Here is an 18,360-nt window from a genome sequence, read left to right on the forward strand (position 1 = left end):
TGGGTAGACAGTGCGGACCCGTGCCCACGGCTGAGGTCAGAGATGCGATTCACCCCCGGCCTGAAGGCCGGGGCACTCTCGCAAGATCAGAGGTAGACGCGGACCACGTTCGGGTGGTCGATTCTGGCCGTGGCCCGTGCCTCGCGCAGGACGCGTTCGCGGCGGGTCCGGGTGTCCTCGGGGTCGAGGCCGTCGATGCGCATTTCCTTGACCGCGACCTGCCGGTCGAGTATGTCGTCGACGGCTCGCCACACCCGCCCCATTCCCCCCTGACCGATACTCTCGGCCAGCCGGTAGCGTCCTGCCACCAATAACCCCGGAACACCGCCGCGCATCGAATTCCCCGGCAATTCGCTGCACCCCCTCGACAACACGCCGTCCGGCCCCTCACGGGAACACAATGGTCACACTTGGGGCCGTACCAGCATAGTGCGGGGAAATCTTGTGGTACCTCTTCTGATACTGCGAATTCAGCGCAGCCGAGGGGGGATGGAGCATGGGTTCTCGTCGCACGACGACCACGCTGGGATCGCTGGTCACAGCGTCTTTCTCGGCGGTGGTGATCTTTTCCGGAACCGTAGCCGCGGATGACGGGAGCCCGGGGAGCGGCCTGGGAGGAAAGGTCGTCGACAAAGCCCCGGAGGGCGTAAAGGTGACCACGCTGCTCCCGGAAAGGATCACGGTCGACAACAGCTCGAAAAAGACGAGGATTACCGCCACGGTGAAGAACGGCGGCACAAAGAGCAGCGATGACCTCAAACTCCTGATCGTCGGTTTCGACGGGCTGAAGGTCACACATGTGCCGGGCTGCTCGGCGATCCCGGAAAAGGATCTGCCGGCCGGTTCGAACAGTGGTTTCAGTTGTGCGGTCGGCCGGCTGGCCGCGGGGGCGTCGAGGTCGTATGCCGTCGACGCGACGTACGACCTGGGCAAGGAGGGGAAGATCTGCCTGCCCGTGCAGACGGACGACGGGAGGAAGACGTACTGGCAGCAGGGTCCGGTGCCGTTCGGCACGACGAACCCGTCCCCGAACGCCCCCGCCACGCCCCTTCTGCTGGGCACCGACAACAAGCCGGTCACCCCGGGCGACGAACTGCCCAGGACCGGCCCCGGAAGCGATGTCCTTCCCCTGGGTGCGGCCGCCGCGGCTCTGATCGCGGCGGGTGCGGCCGGGGTGTGGTGGTCAGGGCGCCGGCCGCGGCAGGGGCAGGCCCGGCAGCGGTGAAGGCGCAAGAGGTCCGCCGGGCGGGTGGCGCGCCGCGCCCCGGCGGACCTCTGGTGCGGAAACCTGCGCGGAAAACCCCGGCGCCGGTCCTACGGCGCCGGGCGGGAAACCGTCACTTCCCGATGAGCTTCCAGGCGGTGGGCAGCAGGCCCATCGCCAGGGCGGCCTTCAGGGCGTCGCCGACCAGGAACGGGACGAGGCCGGCCGCGATCGCGTCGGACACGGACATGCCGGTGGCCAGGGCCAGGTAGGGCACGCCGACCGCGTAGATGACCGCCGAGCCCAGCGCCATCGTGCCGGCCGTGCGCCAGACGCTGCGGTCACCGCCGCGGCGGGCCAGGGCGCCGACGACGGCGGCGGCGAGCAGCATGCCGATGAGGTAGCCGAAGGAGACGGCGGCCACGCCCGAGGCACCGCCCGCGAACCACGGCACGCCCACGGCGCCCGCGAGCACGTACAGCGCGAGGGAGAGGAAGCCGCGGCCGGCGCCGAGCGAGGTGCCCACCAGCAGGGCCGCGAAGGTCTGGCCGGTCACCGGCACCGGGGAGCCCGGCACGGGCACCGCGATCTGGGCGGCGACTCCGGTGAGCGCGGCACCGCCCACCACGAGCGCGACGTCCCGGACGCGGGAGGCGGGCAGCAGGTCGGCGAGGACGATGCCGGTACGGGCGGGGGTGACGGCAGCGGTGCTCATGGAGGTCTCCGGGGCGAGGTGAAGGTGCTTCGGGACACCGTGACGCTATCCCAGCTGTCACACGGTGATCACCGTCGGCGTTCGACAAGGCGGGAACGGACGGTTGGTCACCCTCGCACAAAGGAAGGGCCGTACACCCGCGAGGGCGTGACACCGGTCACTGAGGTGAAGCGGTTTTCGACACTTCTCCGGCCCGGCGGGGGACTGTGGGATTCCACCAAATCGCTCCCCGCCCGCTGCCCGCATCGTCCCCTCGGCCGTCCGCGTCCGTCCGCCGGCCGGCGGGCGCGGGCCGTTCGCCGGCTGCACCGGGTGACCGTCGCGGGCGACGTCCCGGCCGGGGCCGAGGACGGAGGACGGCAGGGGGCAAGGGCTGGAAGACCGGCCGGGGCCGAGGGCGGGAAGAGCTGCTCGATCGAGGGTGACGTCTCGCACGGCACGACGGTCGCGGCCCCTCTCGCCGCGTAGCCGCCGTTCCACTCTGCGCACCAAGGGTGTCCGCATACTGGGCAATCCCCTCTTCCCGCCGGAAGGCCGCCCAGACTGGGCGCGTTTGTGCATCTGTCCCCCCACGTCGAACGGGTCACCCCATGCCGAGCACCACCGCCGTCGAACGCTCCAAGCGGGCCGACGACACCTCCTCCTCCCTCTCCCACGGCCTGAAGCAGCGTCACCTGTCGATGATCGCCCTCGGTGGGGTGATCGGCGCCGGCCTGTTCGTGGGATCGGGCGCGGGCATCGCCGCCGCCGGTCCCTCGATCGTCCTCGCCTACACCCTGTCCGGCCTGCTCGTGATGCTGGTGATGCGGATGCTGGGCGAGATGTCGGCGGCGTACCCGTCGTCGGGGTCGTTCTCCGCGCACGCCGAGCGGGCGTTCGGCCCATGGGCCGGGTTCACCGCGGGCTGGGCGTTCTGGGTGCTGCTGTGCACGGCGGTCGGCCTGGAGGGCATCGGCGCCGCGAAGATCGTCACCGGCTGGCTGCCGGGCACACCGGAGTGGGTGTGGGTGGCGCTGTTCATGGTGCTGTTCTGCGGCACGAACCTGGCGGCGGTACGGAACTTCGGCGAGTTCGAGTTCTGGTTCGCCGCGCTGAAGGTCGGCGCGATCGTCCTGTTCCTCGCCCTCGGCGCGCTCGCGATCGCCGGTGTGCTGCCCGGCACCGACTCACCGGGCGTCTCGCACCTCACCGCCTTCTTCCCGAACGGCGGCGACGGCCTGATCGTCGGCCTGCTCGCCTCCGTCTTCGCCTACGGCGGCCTGGAGACGGTGACCATCGCGGCGGCCGAGTCGGAGAACCCGACGCGCGGCGTGGCGAGCGCCGTGCGGACGGCGATGTGGCGTATCGCGCTGTTCTACATCGGCTCGATGGCGGTCGTCGTCACCCTCGTCCCCTGGGACTCGGAGGAGATCGTGACGAAGGGCCCGTACGTCGCCGCGCTCGACCGCCTCGGCATCCCGGGCGCCGGTCAGCTGATGAACGTGGTGGTGCTGGTCGCGCTGCTGAGCGCGATGAACGCCAACATCTACGGCTCCTCGCGCATCGCGTACTCCCTGGTCGAGCGCGGTCAGGGACCCAGGGCGCTGGCGAAGGTCTCGGGCGGGGTCCCGCGGATCGCGGTGCTGAGCAGCTGCTTCTTCGGTTTTGTGTGCGTGCTGCTCAGCTACTGGCGGCCGGACGACGTCTTCCCCTGGCTGCTGAACATGATCGGCGCGGTGATCCTGGTCGTCTGGTTCTTCACCGCCGCCTCCCAGCTGCGGCTGCGGCGCAGGCTGGAGGCCCAGTCACCCGAAAAGCTGATCGTGCGGATGTGGGCGTTCCCCTGGCTCACCTGGACCGCCCTGGCCGGCATGACGACGATCTTCGCCCTGATGGCCCGGGAGCCCGGTACACGGGTCCAGCTGTACGCGACGGGCGGGATGACCCTGGTCCTGGCGGCGGCCGGATACGTCCGGCAGCGCCGGCGCGCCCGGAGCTGACGCACCGCGCCGCACTGGACCGAACACGCGCTGAAAGGCCCTCACGTGTCTTGCGTGGGGGCCTTCGTCGTGCGCGCGGCATTGCCCGCGGCGGGCTTGCTGCTGCTAGGTTGTAGTTGCAATTATGTTGCAATAACAGGCCGGAGGGGATCCCCATGCCCGTCTACACACTTCCTGAGCTGCCGTACGACTACTCCGCGCTCGCTCCTGTGATCAGCCCGGAGATCATCGAGCTGCACCACGACAAGCACCACGCGGCGTATGTGAAGGGCGCCAACGACACGCTGGAGCAGCTCGCGGAGGCACGGGACAAGGAGCAGTGGGGGGCGATCAACGGCCTGGAGAAGAGCCTGGCCTTCCATCTCTCCGGGCACATCCTGCACTCGATCTACTGGCAGAACATGACCGGCCCGAAGGAGGGCGGCGGCGAGCCGCTGGAGAAGGACGGGCTGGGCGAGCTGGCGGACGCGATCGCCGAGTCCTTCGGGTCGTTCCAGAAGTTCAAGGCCCAGATGTCGAAGGCCGCGGCCACGACCCAGGGCTCAGGCTGGGGCGTCCTCGCCTACGAGCCGCTGAGCGGCCGGCTGATCGTCGAACAGGTCTACGACCACCAGGGCAACGTCGGTCAGGGCTCCACCCCGATCCTGGTCTTCGACGCCTGGGAGCACGCCTTCTACCTCCAGTACAAGAACCAGAAGGTCGACTTCATCGAGGCGATGTGGAAGGTGGTCGACTGGCAGGACGTGGCCAAGCGCTACGCGGCCGCGAAGTCCCGTACGGACGTGCTGCTTCTCGCTCCGTGAGCCCCGCACGCCCCGTACACCCCATGAGGCGCCCTGCCACGTGATCGTCTTCTCACCCTTCACGCAGGCAGGCGACACAAAGGAAGCCCCCGCGAGGACCTTGCTCGCGGGGGCTTCCGCTGACCCGCCGGGTCACAGGTTGCTGAAGTCCGGGCCCACCGTGCGGGTGCGCTTCAGCTCGTAGAAGCCGGGGATCGAGGCGACCGCGAGCGTGCCGTCCCACAGACGGGCGGCCTGTTCGCCCTTCGGTGCGGGAGTGACGACCGGGCCGAAGAAGGCGATCTGCTCGCCGTCCGGACCGGGGACGGCGATGATCGGGGTGCCGACGTCCTGACCGACCTTCTCGATGCCCTCCTTGTGGGAGGCGCGCAGCTCGGCGTCGAACTCGAAGTCCTCCTGGTCGGCGTAGTCGATCAGGTCGGCGGGCAGGCCGGTCTCCTCCAGCGCGGCGGCGATGGCCTCGCGGGTGGCGCCCTCGCCGCGGTTGTGGAAGCGGGTGCCGAGCGCGGTGTAGAGCGGACCGAGGACCTGCTCGCCGTGCTTCTGCCAGGCCGCGGTCACCACGCGCACCGGCGGCCACGCCTGGGTGGCGAGCATCTCGCGGTACTCCTCGGGCAGCTCGTCCATCCGGGACTCGTTCAGCACCGCCAGGCTCATGATGTGCCAGCGGACCTCGATGTCCCGCAGCTTCTCCACTTCCAGCACCCACCGGGAGGTCATCCAGGCCCAGGGGCACAGCGGGTCGAACCAGAAGTCGACGGGGGTCCTGCCGGACGACGGGGTCGCGGTGGCGGTGGTCTCGGGCATGACTCTCCTCAACGGTCGCTTTTTCCACGTCAACACCGACCGTCGGCCCGCACATTCCCTGCTGCCACGTGTCAGGGGCACATGGCAGGATCATTCCTGTCCTCATCCAGAACACGATCGAGGGAGTACCGTCCGTGCCCGGTGAGAATCTGTCCCGCGACGAGGCCCGGGAGCGGGCCGCGCTGCTGTCCGTCGAGGGCTACGAGGTGTCCCTGGACGTGCGTTCCGCGGTGGGCGAGGAGACCGGGGAGGAGCCGCGGACGTTCCGGTCCGTGACCACGATCCGCTTTCGCTGCAACGAGCCCGGCGCGTCCAGTTTCGCCGACCTGATCGCGCCCAGCGTCACCGCCGTCTCGCTCAACGGCAAGGACCTCGATCCCAGCGAGGTCTTCGACGGCTCCCGGATCGTCCTGGAGGACCTGGCCGCCGACAACGAGCTGATCGTGGACGCCCAGTGCGCCTACTCCCGCACCGGCGAGGGCCTGCACCGCTTCGTCGACCCGGAGGACGGCGAGGTCTATCTCTACACCCAGTACGAGCCGGCCGACGCCCGCCGGGTCTTCGCGAACTTCGAGCAGCCCGACCTCAAGGCGCCCTTCCGCTTCGAGGTGCGGGCGCCGGAGGGCTGGACGGTGTGGAGCAACGGGGCCGGCGAGCTGCACGACGGGGTGTGGCGGTTCGCCGAGACCAAGCCGATCTCGACGTACATCACCTGTGTGGTGGCGGGGCCGTACCACTATGTGACCGACACCTACGAGCGGGTGCTCAAGGACGGCACGCGGCTTCGGATCCCGCTCGGCGCCCTGTGCCGCAAGGGGCTCGCCCGGCACTTCGACCCCGACGACATCTTCCTGGTCACCAAGCAGGGCCTGGACTTCTTCCACGACCACGTCGACTACCCGTACCCGTTCGGCAAGTACGACCAGGCGTTCGTGCCGGAGTACAACCTGGGCGCGATGGAGAACCCGGGCCTGGTGACCTTCCGGGAGGAGTACATCTTCCGGGGGAAGGTGACACGGGCCTCCTACGAGGCACGGGCCAACGTCGTCCTGCACGAGATGGCGCACATGTGGTTCGGCGACCTGGTCACCATGGAGTGGTGGGACGACCTGTGGCTGAAGGAGTCCTTCGCCGACTTCATGGGCACCTTCGCCCTGGTCGGCGCGACCCGCTTCACCGACGGCTGGATCACCTTCGCCAACCGCCGCAAGGCGTGGGCGTACCGGCAGGACCAGCTGCCCTCCACGCACCCGATCACCGCGGACATCCGCGATCTGCAGGACGCCAAGCTGAACTTCGACGGCATCACCTACGCCAAGGGCGCCAGCGTCCTCAAGCAGCTGGTGGCGTACGTCGGCCGGGACGCGTTCCTGGAGGGCGCCCGCCGCTACTTCAAGCGGCACGCGTACGGCAACACGCGCCTGTCCGACCTGCTGGCGGTCCTGGAGGAGACCAGCGGCCGGGACCTGGGCACATGGGCGCGGGCCTGGCTGCGGACGGCGGGGGTCAACTCGCTGACCCCGCAGGTGGTGCTGGGCCCCGACGGCACCGTCGAGGAGCTGGCCGTCCTGCAGGAGGCCGCGCCGTCCCACCCCGAGCTGCGCCCGCACCGGGTGGCGGTGGGCCTGTACCGGCGTTCCCCAAAGGGGGCGCTGGAGCGGTACGCGCGCGCCGAAGTGGACGTGGACGGCGCCCGGACGGTCGTGACGGAGCTGGCCGGTCAGGACGCCCCGGAGCTGGTGCTGGTCAACGACGACGACCTCACCTACTGCAAGATCCGCTTCGACGACACCTCGCTGGCCACCCTGCGGGAGCACCTGGGCGCGCTGACCGATCCGCTGGCCCGCGCCCTGTGCTGGACGGCGCTGTGGAACATGACCCGGGACGCGCTGCTGCCCGCCCGGGACTTCATCGGCCTGGTGCTGCGCTTCGCGGGCCGCGAGTCCGACATCGGTGTGCTGCAGATGCTGCACACCTGGGCGGAGTCGGCGCTCGTGCACTACGCGGCGCCGCAGTGGCGCACGACGGGCGGACGGCTGCTGGCCGAGGGCGCGCTGGCCGAGCTGCGGCAGGCCGAGCCGGGGGGCGAGCACCAGCTGGCGTGGGCGCGCTTCTTCGCCACGACGGCCTCCGACCCGGACCACCTGGAGCTGCTGAAGGGCCTGCTGGACGGCACGGAGGAGATCGAGGGGCTGGAGGTCGACCAGGAGCTGCGCTGGTCGTTCCTGGAGCCGCTGGCGGCGCACGGGGTGGCGGACGAGAAGACGCTCGCCGGCGAACTCGCCCGTGACGACACCGCCTCCGGCAAGCGGCGTCAGGTGCGCTGCCTGGCCGCGCGGCCCTCGGCCGCCGTCAAGGAGCAGGCGTGGGCGCAGGTGGTGGAGTCGGAGGAGCTGTCGAACGCGCTGGTCGAGGCGACGATCGCGGGCTTCGTCCAGCCCTCCCAGCGGGAGTTGCTCGCGCCGTACGCGCCGAAGTACTTCGAGGCGATCGAGCGGGTGTGGACCGAGCGGTCCATCCAGATCGGGATGGACGTGGTACGGGGCCTGTTCCCGTGGCTCCAGGACTCGCAGGAGACTCTGGAGGCGGCGGACGCGTGGCTCGCCGCGCACGAGCAGGCCGCGCCCGCCCTGCGCCGGCTGGTCCTGGAGGCGCGGGACGACCTGGCCCGGGCACTGCGCGGACAGGCGTGCGACGCGGCAGCCGGGTCCGCGGCCGGATGACCCCCACCTCTGGCCAAAGATCAGGCGCGCAGTCATCGTTACAAAATCCCGGCACAACAGGCCGTAACCCCTGGTCCACCCCTCGGGGACCAGGGGTTTTCGGTATCCGAACACCCGTCCTTTAGGGCGGTCTTGTCCTGATTCGTCGACGCTCCTGTAACAGGGGTTACAGGCCGGGCCCGGCCCGGGAAACGTGCCGGACATGAACCACAACACTCCGCTTTTCCCCCGCCCGTCCCACCAGGCCTCCCCCCGCCCCCTGCACCACCTCGCCGAGACGCACCGTCAGGTCCTGACCGCCGCTCAGCTGCGCGCGCACGGAGTGTCGGCCGCCGAGACGGCCGAGCGATGCCGCAGCGGCGGCCCCTGGCAGCAGATCCTGCCGGGGGTGTACCTGCTCCACCCGGGCCCGCCGACCAGCGAGGAGCGGCTGCACGCGGTGCTGATGTACGCCGCCCGCGCATCGCTTCCCCGGCCGGCGCCCGGGGTGCCCGTGCAGCCCACCGCCCAGGTCCCGCACCGTCCGGCGCCCGTCGATGCGATGATCACCGGGCTGGCGGCCCTGACCCTGCACGGCTTCGCCTCCTCCCCCGCCCTGACGTCCCTGAAGAAGATCGACGTCCTGGTGGAGCGCGTCCGCCGGCTGCGTTCGACGGGCTGCGCCCGGATCGTCCGCACGGCCGTCCTGCCGGCGCCGGACATGGTCACCGGGCTGCCGGTGGCCCCGGTGCCGCGCGCCCTGGCGGACGCGGTGGCCGACCTGTCGGACGCGGGTACGGTACGGCGGCTGCTGACCGAGGCGGTGCGCGACGGGTACTGCGAACCGGCGGCGATCGTACGGGAGTTGACCAGTGCGCGGCTTCTGAACCGGCCGCATGTGGTGGACGCGGTGGACCTGCTGCTGGCCGAGGGACGAGCCCTCGCGGAGGACCGGCTGTACCGGATGGTCCGCGAGTACGGCCTGCCCGATCCGGTCTGGAACGTGGACCTGCGTCTGCCGGGCGGCCCCCATCTGGGCAGCCTGGACGCGTACTGGCCCGAGCAGGCGGTCGCGGTGGAGCTGGACACCCGCGCCTCCCGGCCGGACGAGGACGCCCGGTGGTCGGAGAGCGTCCGCAAGCGCGAGCACCTGGAGCGCCTGGGCATCACGGTCGTCCACATCACGCCCAGGAAGCTGCGCGACGCGATGGAGCAGCAGGCGGCGGTGGTGCGCACGGCCCTGCTGGCCGCCGCCGACCGCGATCCGGCGGCGTATGTCGTGGTGCTGCCCCGGTAGGGGGGCCGGGCGCACCACCGCAGGAGGGGAGCGGAGGGACCGCCGGGCGTCACGGCCGGTGGTCCCTCCGCGTGCGTCCGGGTACGGGTGACGGTGCGTCAGTCTCCGCAGAACTCCGCCTCGATGACCGCGTCGCCGTCGCCCGCCCCGTCGCCGTTGAAAAAGAGACCGCACACGGGCCGCCGGGGTTCCTCCGGTCACGATGGCCGGCCGGTTCCCGCCCTTCCGCGGCGGCCTTCCCCGGCGACGGCTCCGCTCGCGGTCCCCCGGGCCGCCGGCCGGGTCCGTGCGGGCGCCGGGGCGGTGCCGGGACGGCACGCGGTGCGGGACGGCGGGGCCGGCCGGGAAGCGCGGCGGTCTTCCCGCCGCCGTGGCGCCGCTCGCCGGGCGGGGACGTCCACGGGCGGTCCGCCCGTCGTCCCTACGGGCGGTCCACCCGTCCCGCCGCCGGACGCTCGCGCCACAGGCGCAGACCCGCGTCGACCAGACCGACCCGGGGCAGTGCGGGAACCGCCTCCAGGGGGTGCCAGGCCGCGCGGTCCGTGGAGCCGCCCGTCTCGTCGCGCAGTTCACCGCCGATGACGCGGGCCTCGTAGAGGATGCGCAGACCGTGGAAGTCGGCGCGGGTGCCCAGACGGCGCGGGTAGGTGCGGCGGACGGAATCCATGCCCAGGAGGGCGACCGGTTCGATGGTGTAGCCGGTCTCCTCCTCGGCCTCGCGGACGACGGTGTCGTAGGGATCCTCGCCGTGCTCCATGCCGCCGCCGGGCAGGGTCCAGCGGCGGGCGCCGTCGGCGGCCACCCAGCGGGCCATCAGCAGCCGTCCGTCCCTGACGCATACGGCGTAGGCCGCCACCCTCAACTCTTTGTGCATGAAGGGACGTTACGGCGTACTCCGGAGAAGAGCGGCCCAACGTCGGGCAGGAGGGCCCGGTTTGAGTGATTATCTTCCGGATAACGCATGGCGGAAGTACGCCATGGCTTCATTCCGTCACGGTCAGCTCTCGTCAAACAACTTTCCTCTGGGTAAAGCTGAGCGCTCGTCCGGCCCGACATCCGGACGCCGCGACCGGATCCGGTCGCGCACACACCTGGTTCCTTTACCTGCAAGGAATACCAATGACCTCCGATCCCCAGCGCGCACCGCTCGGCGGTGCCAGACGCCTGGCCCGCATCGCCACCGCGGCCGGCGTGGTGGCCGCGCTCTCCATCGCAGGGCCGATACCCCTGGCCGTCGCTCTGGACGGCCCGACCCCCACCGACCCGACCGTCAAGGAGACGGACGACAAACTCGGTTCGGCCGACGCCGAACTGCTCGCCGAGGCCAAGGCCGAGGGCGCCAAGCACGTCACCATGATGATCGCCACCGCGCCCGGGCAGACCGAGCAGGTCGCCAGGCAGCTGGACGCGGTCAAGGGCGGCGCCGTGGGCCTCACCTACGACAAGCTCGGCTATGTGCGCGCCACCGTGCCGACGGGCACAGCGGATGCGGCGATCGCCGCCGCCGCGAAGCTGTCCTCGGTGCGGGCCATCGACCTCAAGCAGGACATCCCGATCGACGACCCGCGGCCGGACGCGGGCTCCGCCCAGGGCGCCAAGGGCCACAAGGGCGGCGGCAAGGGCTCCTACCCGGCGCCGGGCAAGAACACGCCCGCCGTGAACCCGTACAACCCGTCCTTCGAGACGGGGGCCGTCGACTTCGTGAGGAAGAACCCGAAGGCGGACGGCCGGGGCATCACCATCGGCATCCTCGACACCGGTGTGGACCTCGCCCACCCGGCGCTGCAGAAGACCACCACCGGCGAGCGCAAGATCGTCGACTGGGTGACCGCGACGGACCCGATCGTCGACGGCGACCGGACCTGGCGCCCGATGACGGACTCCGTCTCCGGGCCCTCCTTCACCTACGGCGGCACGGCCTGGAAGGCCCCGGCGGGCTCGTACCGCATCAGCACGTTCGCGGAGTCGTACACCGCCGGCGGCGACGCGGGCGGGGACGTGAACCGCGACGGCGACACCACCGACGTCTGGGGCGTGCTGTACGACCCGGCGGCCGGCACGGTCCGGGTGGACCTGAACAACAACCACGACTTCACCGACGACACGCCGATGAAGCCGTACAAGGACGGCTTCCAGATCGGCTACTTCGGCACCGACGACCCGAAGACGGACGTCGCCGAGCGGCAGCCGTTCGTCGTGGAGATCCGCAAGGACGTGCCGATGGATCCCCTCGGCGGATCCTGGGCCGGCAAGAAGGCCGACTTCGTCAACATCGGCCTGATCGAGTCCTCGCACGGTACCCACGTCGCCGGCATCACCGCCGCCCACGGCCTGTTCGGCGGCAGGATGAACGGCGCCGCCCCGGGCGCGAAGATCGTCTCCTCCCGGGCCTGCAACTGGAACGGTGGCTGCACCAGCGTCGCGCTCACCGAGGGCATGATCGACCTCGTCGTCAACCGCGGCGTGGACATCGTCAACATGTCCATCGGCGGCCTGCCCGCGCTCAACGACGGCAACAACGCCCGCGCGGAGCTGTACACGCGGCTCATCGACACCTACGGCGTGCAGCTTGTGATCTCGGCGGGCAACAGCGGCCCGGGCCTGAACACCATCGGTGACCCCGGTCTCGCCGACAAGGTCGTCTCGGTCGGCGCGTCCGTCTCCAAGGAGACCTGGGCGGCCAACTACGGCTCCGTGGTGAGCAGGAAGTACGCCATGATGCCGTTCTCCTCGCGCGGTCCGCGTGAGGACGGCGGCTTCACGCCGACCCTCTCGGCGCCGGGCGCGGCCATCAACACCACGCAGACCTGGATGCCCGGCGGCCCGGTCGCCGAGGCGGGCTACTCGCTCCCGGCCGGCTACTCGATGCTCCAGGGCACCTCGATGGCGTCCCCGCAGGCGGCCGGCGCGGCCGCGCTGCTGCTGTCGGCGGCGAAGCAGAAGCACATCGACCTTCCCCCGGCGAAGCTGCGCACCGCGCTGACCTCGACCGCCAAGCACATCGAGGGCGAGCAGCCGCACAGTGAGGGCGCGGGCCTGATCGACGTCGTCAAGGCCTGGAAGTCGATCCAGCACGGCGCCACCGCGCACGCCTACGCGGTCAAGGCCCCGGTCGACACCTCGCTGTCCTGGGCGCTGAAGACGCCGGGCTTCGGCACCGGCCTGTACGACCGCGAGGGCGGCCTGAAGAAGGGCCAGAAGAAGACCTACGAGGTCCAGATCACCCGCACCACGGGCCCGGCCGGCTCCGTCACCCACCATCTGGGCCTGAAGAACGACGACGGCACCTTCCGGATCCTCGGCCCGCGCACGGTCTCGCTGCCGCTGAACAAGCCGGTGACGGTGAGGATCGAGGCGCGTCCCCGCGCCGCCGGTGTGCACAGCGCGATCCTCGAGGTGAACGACCGCCGCACCGAGGGCGTGGACCGGCAGATCATGCTGACGGTCGTGGTCGCCTCGGACCTCGCCAAGCCGTCCTGGACCCACGCGGTGTCCGGCGTCGTGCAGCGCAACAGCACCCGGTCGTACTTCGTGACGGTCCCGGAGGGCGCGAAGACCCTCGAGGTGGCGATGAGCGGACTCAAGGCCGGCAGCCAGACCCGCTTCATCGCGATCCACCCCTACGGCACCCCGGTGGACCCGACCTCGACCCCGAACTGCTACCCGAACTACGACAACCCGGCCAACACCTGCCGCCCGGACGTGCGGTCGTACAGCGACCCGACGCCGGGCGTGTGGGAGATCGAGGTCGAGGCCCGTCGTACGTCGCCGCTGCTCGACAACCCGTTCACGCTGACCGCGGCCGTGTACGGCCTGGACTTCAGCCCCGCGGTGCAGACGGTCGAGGAGGCCAGGGCCGGTGTGCCGGCCCCGGTGTCCTGGACGCTGACGAACAGGCTCGCCGGGCTGGACGCCAGGCTGAAGGGCGGCTCCCTCGGCTCGTCGAAGTCGGACCGTCCCACCATCGCCGACGGTGACACGCACACCACGACCGTCGTCGTGCCGGAGGGCGCCGAGCGGCTGGACGTCACCATCGGCAATGTCTCGGACGCCGGGGCCGACCTGGACCTGTACGTCTTCAACGCCGCCGGCCAGCGGGTCGCCTACTCGGCGGCGGGCGGCTCGGAGGAGTCCGTCTCCATCGCCAACCCCGCCCCGGGCACGTACACCGTCGAGATCGACGCCTACTCGGTGCCGGCCGGCTCCACGGCCTACGACTACCGGGACGTGTACTACTCGGCGGCGCTCGGCTCGGTGAAGGTCGACGAGTCGAAGGTGCACCCGCTCGCCCCGAACGGTACGGCGCGGATCTCCGCGGAGGTCGTCGCCCATGAGCCGGCTCCCGAGGGCCGCGAGTTCTTCGGCGAGGTCCGGGTGCTCAACGCCCGTGGCACCGTCGCGGGCATCGGCAGTGTGAAGATCGGCAAGGTCGTTCCGTAAGGCCGTCGGGCCGTGATCGTCGCGGTCCTTCCGCGAACGGCAGTGGGGGCGGGTGTCCGTGCGGGCACCCGCCCCCCTTCGCTTTCCGGCGGCGCAGGCCCGGAAGGATCGGGGAGGCGTACATCACACCCGTGCGCCGCCCGGTCCTGGGGCGGAGCCCGGCGGGCAGGCGCCCGGCAGCACGGCTTGCGGCGGAAAACCCCTTCCGGGCGATTTTCTGCAGTCCGGTGCCGGGGGAGCGACAAGACCGCAGGTCCGCTCCGGGTGCGCCCGCTCCCGTCCCCGGACCCGCGGGGCAGAGAGCAGGACAAAGGGTGGGACAAAGGATTGGACAGAGGGGCCGGGGCGGACCGCATGATGGAGGGGCCTCGGCGCCGAGCCGTACGCACGCACAGCACATGGCAGCACACGTGGAGGAGTCACTGTGAGGATCGGAATCGTCGGAGCCACCGGTCAGGTCGGCACGGTCATGCGCAGGATCCTCACGGAGCGCGACTTCCCCGTGACCGAGCTGCGCCTGTTCGCCTCGGCCCGCTCGGCCGGGAAGGTCCTGGACGGGGTGACCGTGGAGGACGCGGCCACCGCGGACTACACCGGCCTGGACATCGTCCTGTTCTCGGCGGGCGGCGCGACCTCGAGGGCGCTGGCGGAGAAGGTCGCCTCGCAGGGCGCCGTGGTGATCGACAACTCCTCGGCGTGGCGCAGGGACCCGGACGTGCCGCTGGTGGTGGCCGAGGTCAACCCGCACGCGCTCGCCCACCGCCCCAAGGGCATCGTCGCCAACCCGAACTGCACCACGATGGCCGCGATGCCGGTCCTCAAGCCGCTGCACCAGGAGGCGGACCTGCAGGCGCTGGTCGTCTCCTCCTACCAGGCGGTGTCCGGCTCGGGTCTCGCGGGCGTCGCCGAGCTGCACGGCCAGGCGCAGAAGGTGATCGCCGACGCCGACAAGCTCACCCACGACGGCGAGGCCGTCGACTTCCCCGAGCCGGCCGTGTACAAGCGCACCATCGCCTTCAATGTGCTGCCCTTCGCCGGGAACCTCGTCGACGACGGTCTGAACGAGACCGACGAGGAGCAGAAGCTGCGCCACGAGTCCCGCAAGATCCTGGAGATCCCGGACCTGAAGGTCTCCGGCACCTGTGTGCGCGTCCCCGTGTTCACCGGTCACTCCCTGCAGGTCAACGCCCGGTTCGCCCGCCCGATCAGCCCCGAGCGCGCCGTCGAGCTGCTGAAGGACGCCCCCGGGGTCGAGCTGTCGGACATCCCGACCCCGCTGCAGGCGGCCGGCAAGGACCCGTCGTACGTCGGCCGCATCCGCCGCGACGAGACGGTGGAGAACGGTCTCGCCCTGTTCATCTCCAACGACAACCTCCGCAAGGGCGCGGCGCTGAACGCCGTGCAGATCGCGGAGCTGGTGGCGGCGGAGCTGAAGGGCTGAGCACCTTCGGATGGGGGGCTAAGGTCTCCTGACCTCGTGGAGGAAGCAGCCGTACTCGACGGCCCGGACGTGGACCAGTGCCACGGCCGGGCCGTCGCACGCTTTCCGCGGACCGCTCCCGCCGACGCCGCCCCGGCCGGCTCCCCGCCGAGGACGCGGCCGCCGGTGGAGCTACGGCGCGAAAGGTGCGGGGCACGGTGCGCATCGGTGCCCGGCGGACCGCCTCCGCCCGGGCCCGGGCCCGCCGGAAGTTCGTCGCCCGAACCGGCCCTCACGTGGAAGGATGGCGCAATCCCCACATGACGAGGAGATGACCGCGTGCCTGGCACAAACCTGACTCGCGAAGAGGCGCAGCAGCGGGCGCAGCTGCTCACCGTCGACTCGTACGAGATCGAGCTCGACCTCTCCGGCGCACAGGAGGGGGGCGTCTACCGGTCCGTGACCACGGTGCGCTTCGACGTCGCCGAGGACAACGCCTCCTCCTTCATCGACCTGGTGGCCCCGGCCGTGCACGAGGTGACCCTCAACGGCGACGCGCTGGACCCGGCCGAGGTCTTCCAGGACTCCCGGATCGCGCTGCCGGGCCTGCTGCGGGGCCGCAACGTCCTGCGGGTCGTCGCGGACTGCGCGTACACCAACACCGGCGAGGGCCTGCACCGCTTCGTCGACCCCGTCGACAACCAGGTCTACCTGTACACCCAGTTCGAGGTCCCGGACGCCCGCCGGGTCTTCGCCTCCTTCGAGCAGCCGGACCTGAAGGCCACCTTCCAGTTCACGGTCAAGGCGCCCGAGGGCTGGACGGTCGTGTCCAACTCGCCGACCCCCGAGCCCCGGGACAACGTCTGGGTGTTCGAGCCGACGCCGCGCCTCTCGACCTATGTCACGGCGCTGATCGCCGGGCCGTACCACAGCGTGCACAGCGTGTACGAGAGGGACGGGCAGTCGATCCCGCTCGGCATCTACTGCCGGCCCTCGCTCGCCGAGTTCCTCGACGCGGACGCGGTCTTCGAGGTGACCCGGCAGGGCTTCGACTGGTTCCAGGAGAAGTTCGACCACCCCTACCCGTTCAAGAAGTACGACCAGCTGTTCGTGCCCGAGTTCAACGCGGGCGCGATGGAGAACGCGGGCGCGGTGACCATCCGCGACCAGTACGTCTTCCGCTCCAAGGTGACCGACGCGGCGTACGAGATGCGCGCGGAGACCATCCTGCACGAGCTGGCCCACATGTGGTTCGGCGACCTGGTCACCATGGAGTGGTGGAACGACCTGTGGCTGAACGAGTCGTTCGCCACGTACACCTCCATCGCCTGCCAGGCCGCCGCACCCGGCTCGAGGTGGCCGCACGCGTGGACCACGTTCGCCAACTCGATGAAGACCTGGGCCTACCGGCAGGACCAGCTGCCCTCCACCCATCCGATCATGGCGGACATCCGCGACCTGGACGATGTGCTCGTCAACTTCGACGGCATCACCTACGCCAAGGGGGCCAGCGTCCTCAAGCAGCTGGTGGCGTACGTCGGCCAGGACGAGTTCTTCCGGGGCGTGCAGACGTACTTCAAGCGGCACGCGTACGGCAACACGCGTCTGTCCGATCTGCTCACCGCGCTGGAGGAGACCTCCGGGCGCGATCTGCGGACCTGGTCGGGGAAGTGGCTGGAGACGGCCGGGATCAACATCCTGCGCCCCGAGATCGAGACGGACGCGGACGGGGTGATCACCTCCTTCGCGGTCCGCCAGGAGGCCCCCGCCCTGCCCGCCGGCGCCAAGGGCGAGGCGGTCCTGCGTCCGCACCGGATCGCGATCGGCCTGTACGACCTGGACGAGGCGAGCGGCCGGCTGGTGCGTGCCGCGGACGGCCGGATCGAGCTGGACGTGGACGGCGAGCTGACCGCCGTGCCGCAGCTGACCGGGCGGCGCCGTCCGGCGGTGATCCTGCTCAACGACGACGACCTGTCCTACGCCAAGGTGCGTCTGGACGAGGAGTCGCTCGCCGTCGTCACCGAGCACCTGGGCGACTTCGCGTCCTCGCTGCCGCGCGCCCTGTGCTGGGCCGCGGCCTGGGACATGACCCGGGACGGGGAGCTGGCCACCCGCGACTATCTGTCGCTGGTGCTGTCCGGGATCGGCAAGGAGTCCGACATCGGCGTCGTGCAGTCGCTGCACCGCCAGGTGAAGCTGGCCATCGACCTGTACGCCGACCCGGCCGCCCGCGAGGCTCTGCTCACCCGCTGGACGGACGCCACGCTGGCCCATCTGCGCACGGCAGAGGCGGGCAGCGACCACCAGCTGGCGTGGGCACGCGCCTTCGCGGCGACCGCGCGTACGCCGGAGCAGCTGGACCTGCTCGAGTCCCTGCTGGACGGCTCGCACACGATCGAGGGCCTGGCCGTGGACACGGAGCTGCGCTGGGCGTTCGTGAAGCGGCTGGCGGCCATGGGCCGGTTCGGCGAGCCGGAGATCGCCGGCGAGTACGAGCGGGACCGGACCGCGGCCGGTGAGCGGCACGCGGCCACCGCGCGGGCCGCCCGTCCGACGCCGGAGGCCAAGGCGGAGGCCTGGGCGTCGGTCGTCGAGTCCGACAAGCTCCCGAACGCCGTCCAGGAGGCGGTCATCGCGGGCTTCGTCCAGACCGAGCAGCGCGAGCTGCTCGCGCCGTACACCGAGCGGTACTTCGAGGTGGTCAAGGACATCTGGGAGTCGCGCTCGTACGAGATGGCCCAGCAGATCGCCGTCGGTCTCTACCCGTCGGTCCAGGTGTCCGAGGACACCCTGCGCAAGACCGACCAGTGGCTGGCCTCGGCCGAGCCGAACGTCGCCCTGCGCCGGCTGGTCTCGGAGTCCCGGGCGGGCGTCGAACGCGCCCTGAAGGCCCAGGCGGCGGACGCGGCGGCGGCCCGGGCCTGACAGCCCGACGCCCGTGCGCTGAACCCGTGCGCTGACCCCGTGCGCTGAACCCGTGCGCTGAACCCGTG

General features: G+C 70.9%; 12 protein-coding genes and 1 pseudogene. 8 read left to right on the top strand and 5 right to left on the bottom strand.

Annotated elements, in window-relative coordinates; genetic code table 11:
- Positions 1-92 precede the first annotated feature (92 nt).
- A pseudogene (locus ABD224_RS24080) lies at positions 93-335 on the bottom strand (protein kinase domain-containing protein); the annotation flags it as partial.
- A 161-nt stretch (positions 336-496) separates the two neighbouring features.
- On the opposite strand from ABD224_RS24080, the gene ABD224_RS24085 reads away from it, so the two are divergent.
- The gene (locus ABD224_RS24085; protein WP_344053356.1) at positions 497-1,225 is read left to right on the top strand and encodes a hypothetical protein; all 729 of its coding nucleotides are present in this window, start codon (positions 497-499) and stop codon (positions 1,223-1,225) included.
- A gap of 112 nt (positions 1,226-1,337) precedes the next feature.
- On the opposite strand, the gene ABD224_RS24090 is transcribed toward ABD224_RS24085, so the two are convergent.
- Positions 1,338-1,919, bottom strand: coding sequence for a biotin transporter BioY (locus ABD224_RS24090; protein ID WP_344053358.1), 582 nt, complete (start codon positions 1,917-1,919; stop codon positions 1,338-1,340).
- A gap of 590 nt (positions 1,920-2,509) precedes the next feature.
- Here ABD224_RS24090 and ABD224_RS24095 point away from each other — a divergent pair.
- Both ABD224_RS24095 and ABD224_RS24100 read left to right on the top strand, forming a co-directional pair.
- Positions 2,510-3,898, top strand: coding sequence for an amino acid permease (locus ABD224_RS24095; RefSeq protein ID WP_344053360.1), 1,389 nt, complete (start codon positions 2,510-2,512; stop codon positions 3,896-3,898).
- Between the two features lie 155 nt (positions 3,899-4,053).
- Positions 4,054-4,701 (top strand): superoxide dismutase, encoded by a 648-nt coding sequence (locus tag ABD224_RS24100; RefSeq protein ID WP_344053362.1) that lies wholly within the window; start codon positions 4,054-4,056, stop codon positions 4,699-4,701.
- A 132-nt stretch (positions 4,702-4,833) separates the two neighbouring features.
- Here ABD224_RS24100 and ABD224_RS24105 read toward each other — a convergent pair whose 3' ends face one another.
- Entirely contained in the window at positions 4,834-5,508 is a 675-nt protein-coding gene (locus ABD224_RS24105) for a mycothiol-dependent nitroreductase Rv2466c family protein (protein WP_344053364.1), read from the bottom strand.
- A 134-nt stretch (positions 5,509-5,642) separates the two neighbouring features.
- On the opposite strand from ABD224_RS24105, the gene pepN (ABD224_RS24110) reads away from it, so the two are divergent.
- Together pepN (ABD224_RS24110) and ABD224_RS24115 are read left to right on the top strand one after the other, a co-directional pair.
- Positions 5,643-8,231, top strand: a complete 2,589-nt coding sequence (gene pepN / locus ABD224_RS24110; RefSeq protein ID WP_344053366.1) for an aminopeptidase N — start codon at positions 5,643-5,645, stop codon at positions 8,229-8,231.
- 202 nt (positions 8,232-8,433) lie between these two features.
- A complete protein-coding gene (locus ABD224_RS24115) occupies positions 8,434-9,507 on the top strand; it encodes a hypothetical protein (protein WP_344053368.1) in 1,074 nt (357 codons plus the stop codon).
- A gap of 421 nt (positions 9,508-9,928) precedes the next feature.
- Here the strand turns inward: ABD224_RS24115 and ABD224_RS24120 are convergent, their stop codons facing one another.
- A complete protein-coding gene (locus ABD224_RS24120) occupies positions 9,929-10,381 on the bottom strand; it encodes an NUDIX hydrolase (RefSeq protein ID WP_344053370.1) in 453 nt (150 codons plus the stop codon).
- Between the two features lie 245 nt (positions 10,382-10,626).
- Between ABD224_RS24120 and ABD224_RS24125 the strand changes: the two genes are divergently transcribed.
- Both ABD224_RS24125 and ABD224_RS24130 read left to right on the top strand, forming a co-directional pair.
- Positions 10,627-13,947: a S8 family serine peptidase gene (locus ABD224_RS24125; protein WP_344053372.1), complete on the top strand. Its 3,321-nt coding sequence runs from the start codon at positions 10,627-10,629 to the stop codon at positions 13,945-13,947.
- Between the two features lie 424 nt (positions 13,948-14,371).
- Complete coding sequence (locus tag ABD224_RS24130; protein WP_344053374.1) at positions 14,372-15,388, top strand: aspartate-semialdehyde dehydrogenase; 1,017 nt, start codon at positions 14,372-14,374, stop codon at positions 15,386-15,388.
- An 18-nt stretch (positions 15,389-15,406) separates the two neighbouring features.
- On the opposite strand, the gene ABD224_RS24135 is transcribed toward ABD224_RS24130, so the two are convergent.
- The gene (locus ABD224_RS24135) at positions 15,407-15,472 is read right to left on the bottom strand and encodes a hypothetical protein (protein WP_425581042.1); all 66 of its coding nucleotides are present in this window, start codon (positions 15,470-15,472) and stop codon (positions 15,407-15,409) included.
- 234 nt (positions 15,473-15,706) lie between these two features.
- Between ABD224_RS24135 and pepN (ABD224_RS24140) the strand changes: the two genes are divergently transcribed.
- The gene (gene pepN / locus ABD224_RS24140) at positions 15,707-18,292 is read left to right on the top strand and encodes an aminopeptidase N (RefSeq protein WP_344053376.1); all 2,586 of its coding nucleotides are present in this window, start codon (positions 15,707-15,709) and stop codon (positions 18,290-18,292) included.
- Positions 18,293-18,360: the final 68 nt, after the last annotated feature.

Origin of the sequence: Streptomyces thermoalcalitolerans (assembly GCF_039525155.1) — a bacterium.
GTDB classification, from domain to species: Bacteria; Actinomycetota; Actinomycetes; order Streptomycetales; family Streptomycetaceae; genus Streptomyces; species Streptomyces thermovulgaris.

What these genes read in the sequence shown, in the direction of transcription:
- ABD224_RS24085 (WP_344053356.1), top strand. Translation starts at nt 497, where the DNA reads ATGGGTTCTCGTCGCACGACGACCACGCTGGGATCGCTGGTCACAGCG.
- ABD224_RS24090 (WP_344053358.1), bottom strand. Translation starts at nt 1,919, where the DNA reads ATGAGCACCGCTGCCGTCACCCCCGCCCGTACCGGCATCGTCCTCGCC.
- ABD224_RS24095 (WP_344053360.1), top strand. Translation starts at nt 2,510, where the DNA reads ATGCCGAGCACCACCGCCGTCGAACGCTCCAAGCGGGCCGACGACACC.
- ABD224_RS24100 (WP_344053362.1), top strand. Translation starts at nt 4,054, where the DNA reads ATGCCCGTCTACACACTTCCTGAGCTGCCGTACGACTACTCCGCGCTC.
- ABD224_RS24105 (WP_344053364.1), bottom strand. Translation starts at nt 5,508, where the DNA reads ATGCCCGAGACCACCGCCACCGCGACCCCGTCGTCCGGCAGGACCCCC.
- ABD224_RS24115 (WP_344053368.1), top strand. Translation starts at nt 8,434, where the DNA reads ATGAACCACAACACTCCGCTTTTCCCCCGCCCGTCCCACCAGGCCTCC.
- ABD224_RS24120 (WP_344053370.1), bottom strand. Translation starts at nt 10,381, where the DNA reads ATGCACAAAGAGTTGAGGGTGGCGGCCTACGCCGTATGCGTCAGGGAC.
- ABD224_RS24125 (WP_344053372.1), top strand. Translation starts at nt 10,627, where the DNA reads ATGACCTCCGATCCCCAGCGCGCACCGCTCGGCGGTGCCAGACGCCTG.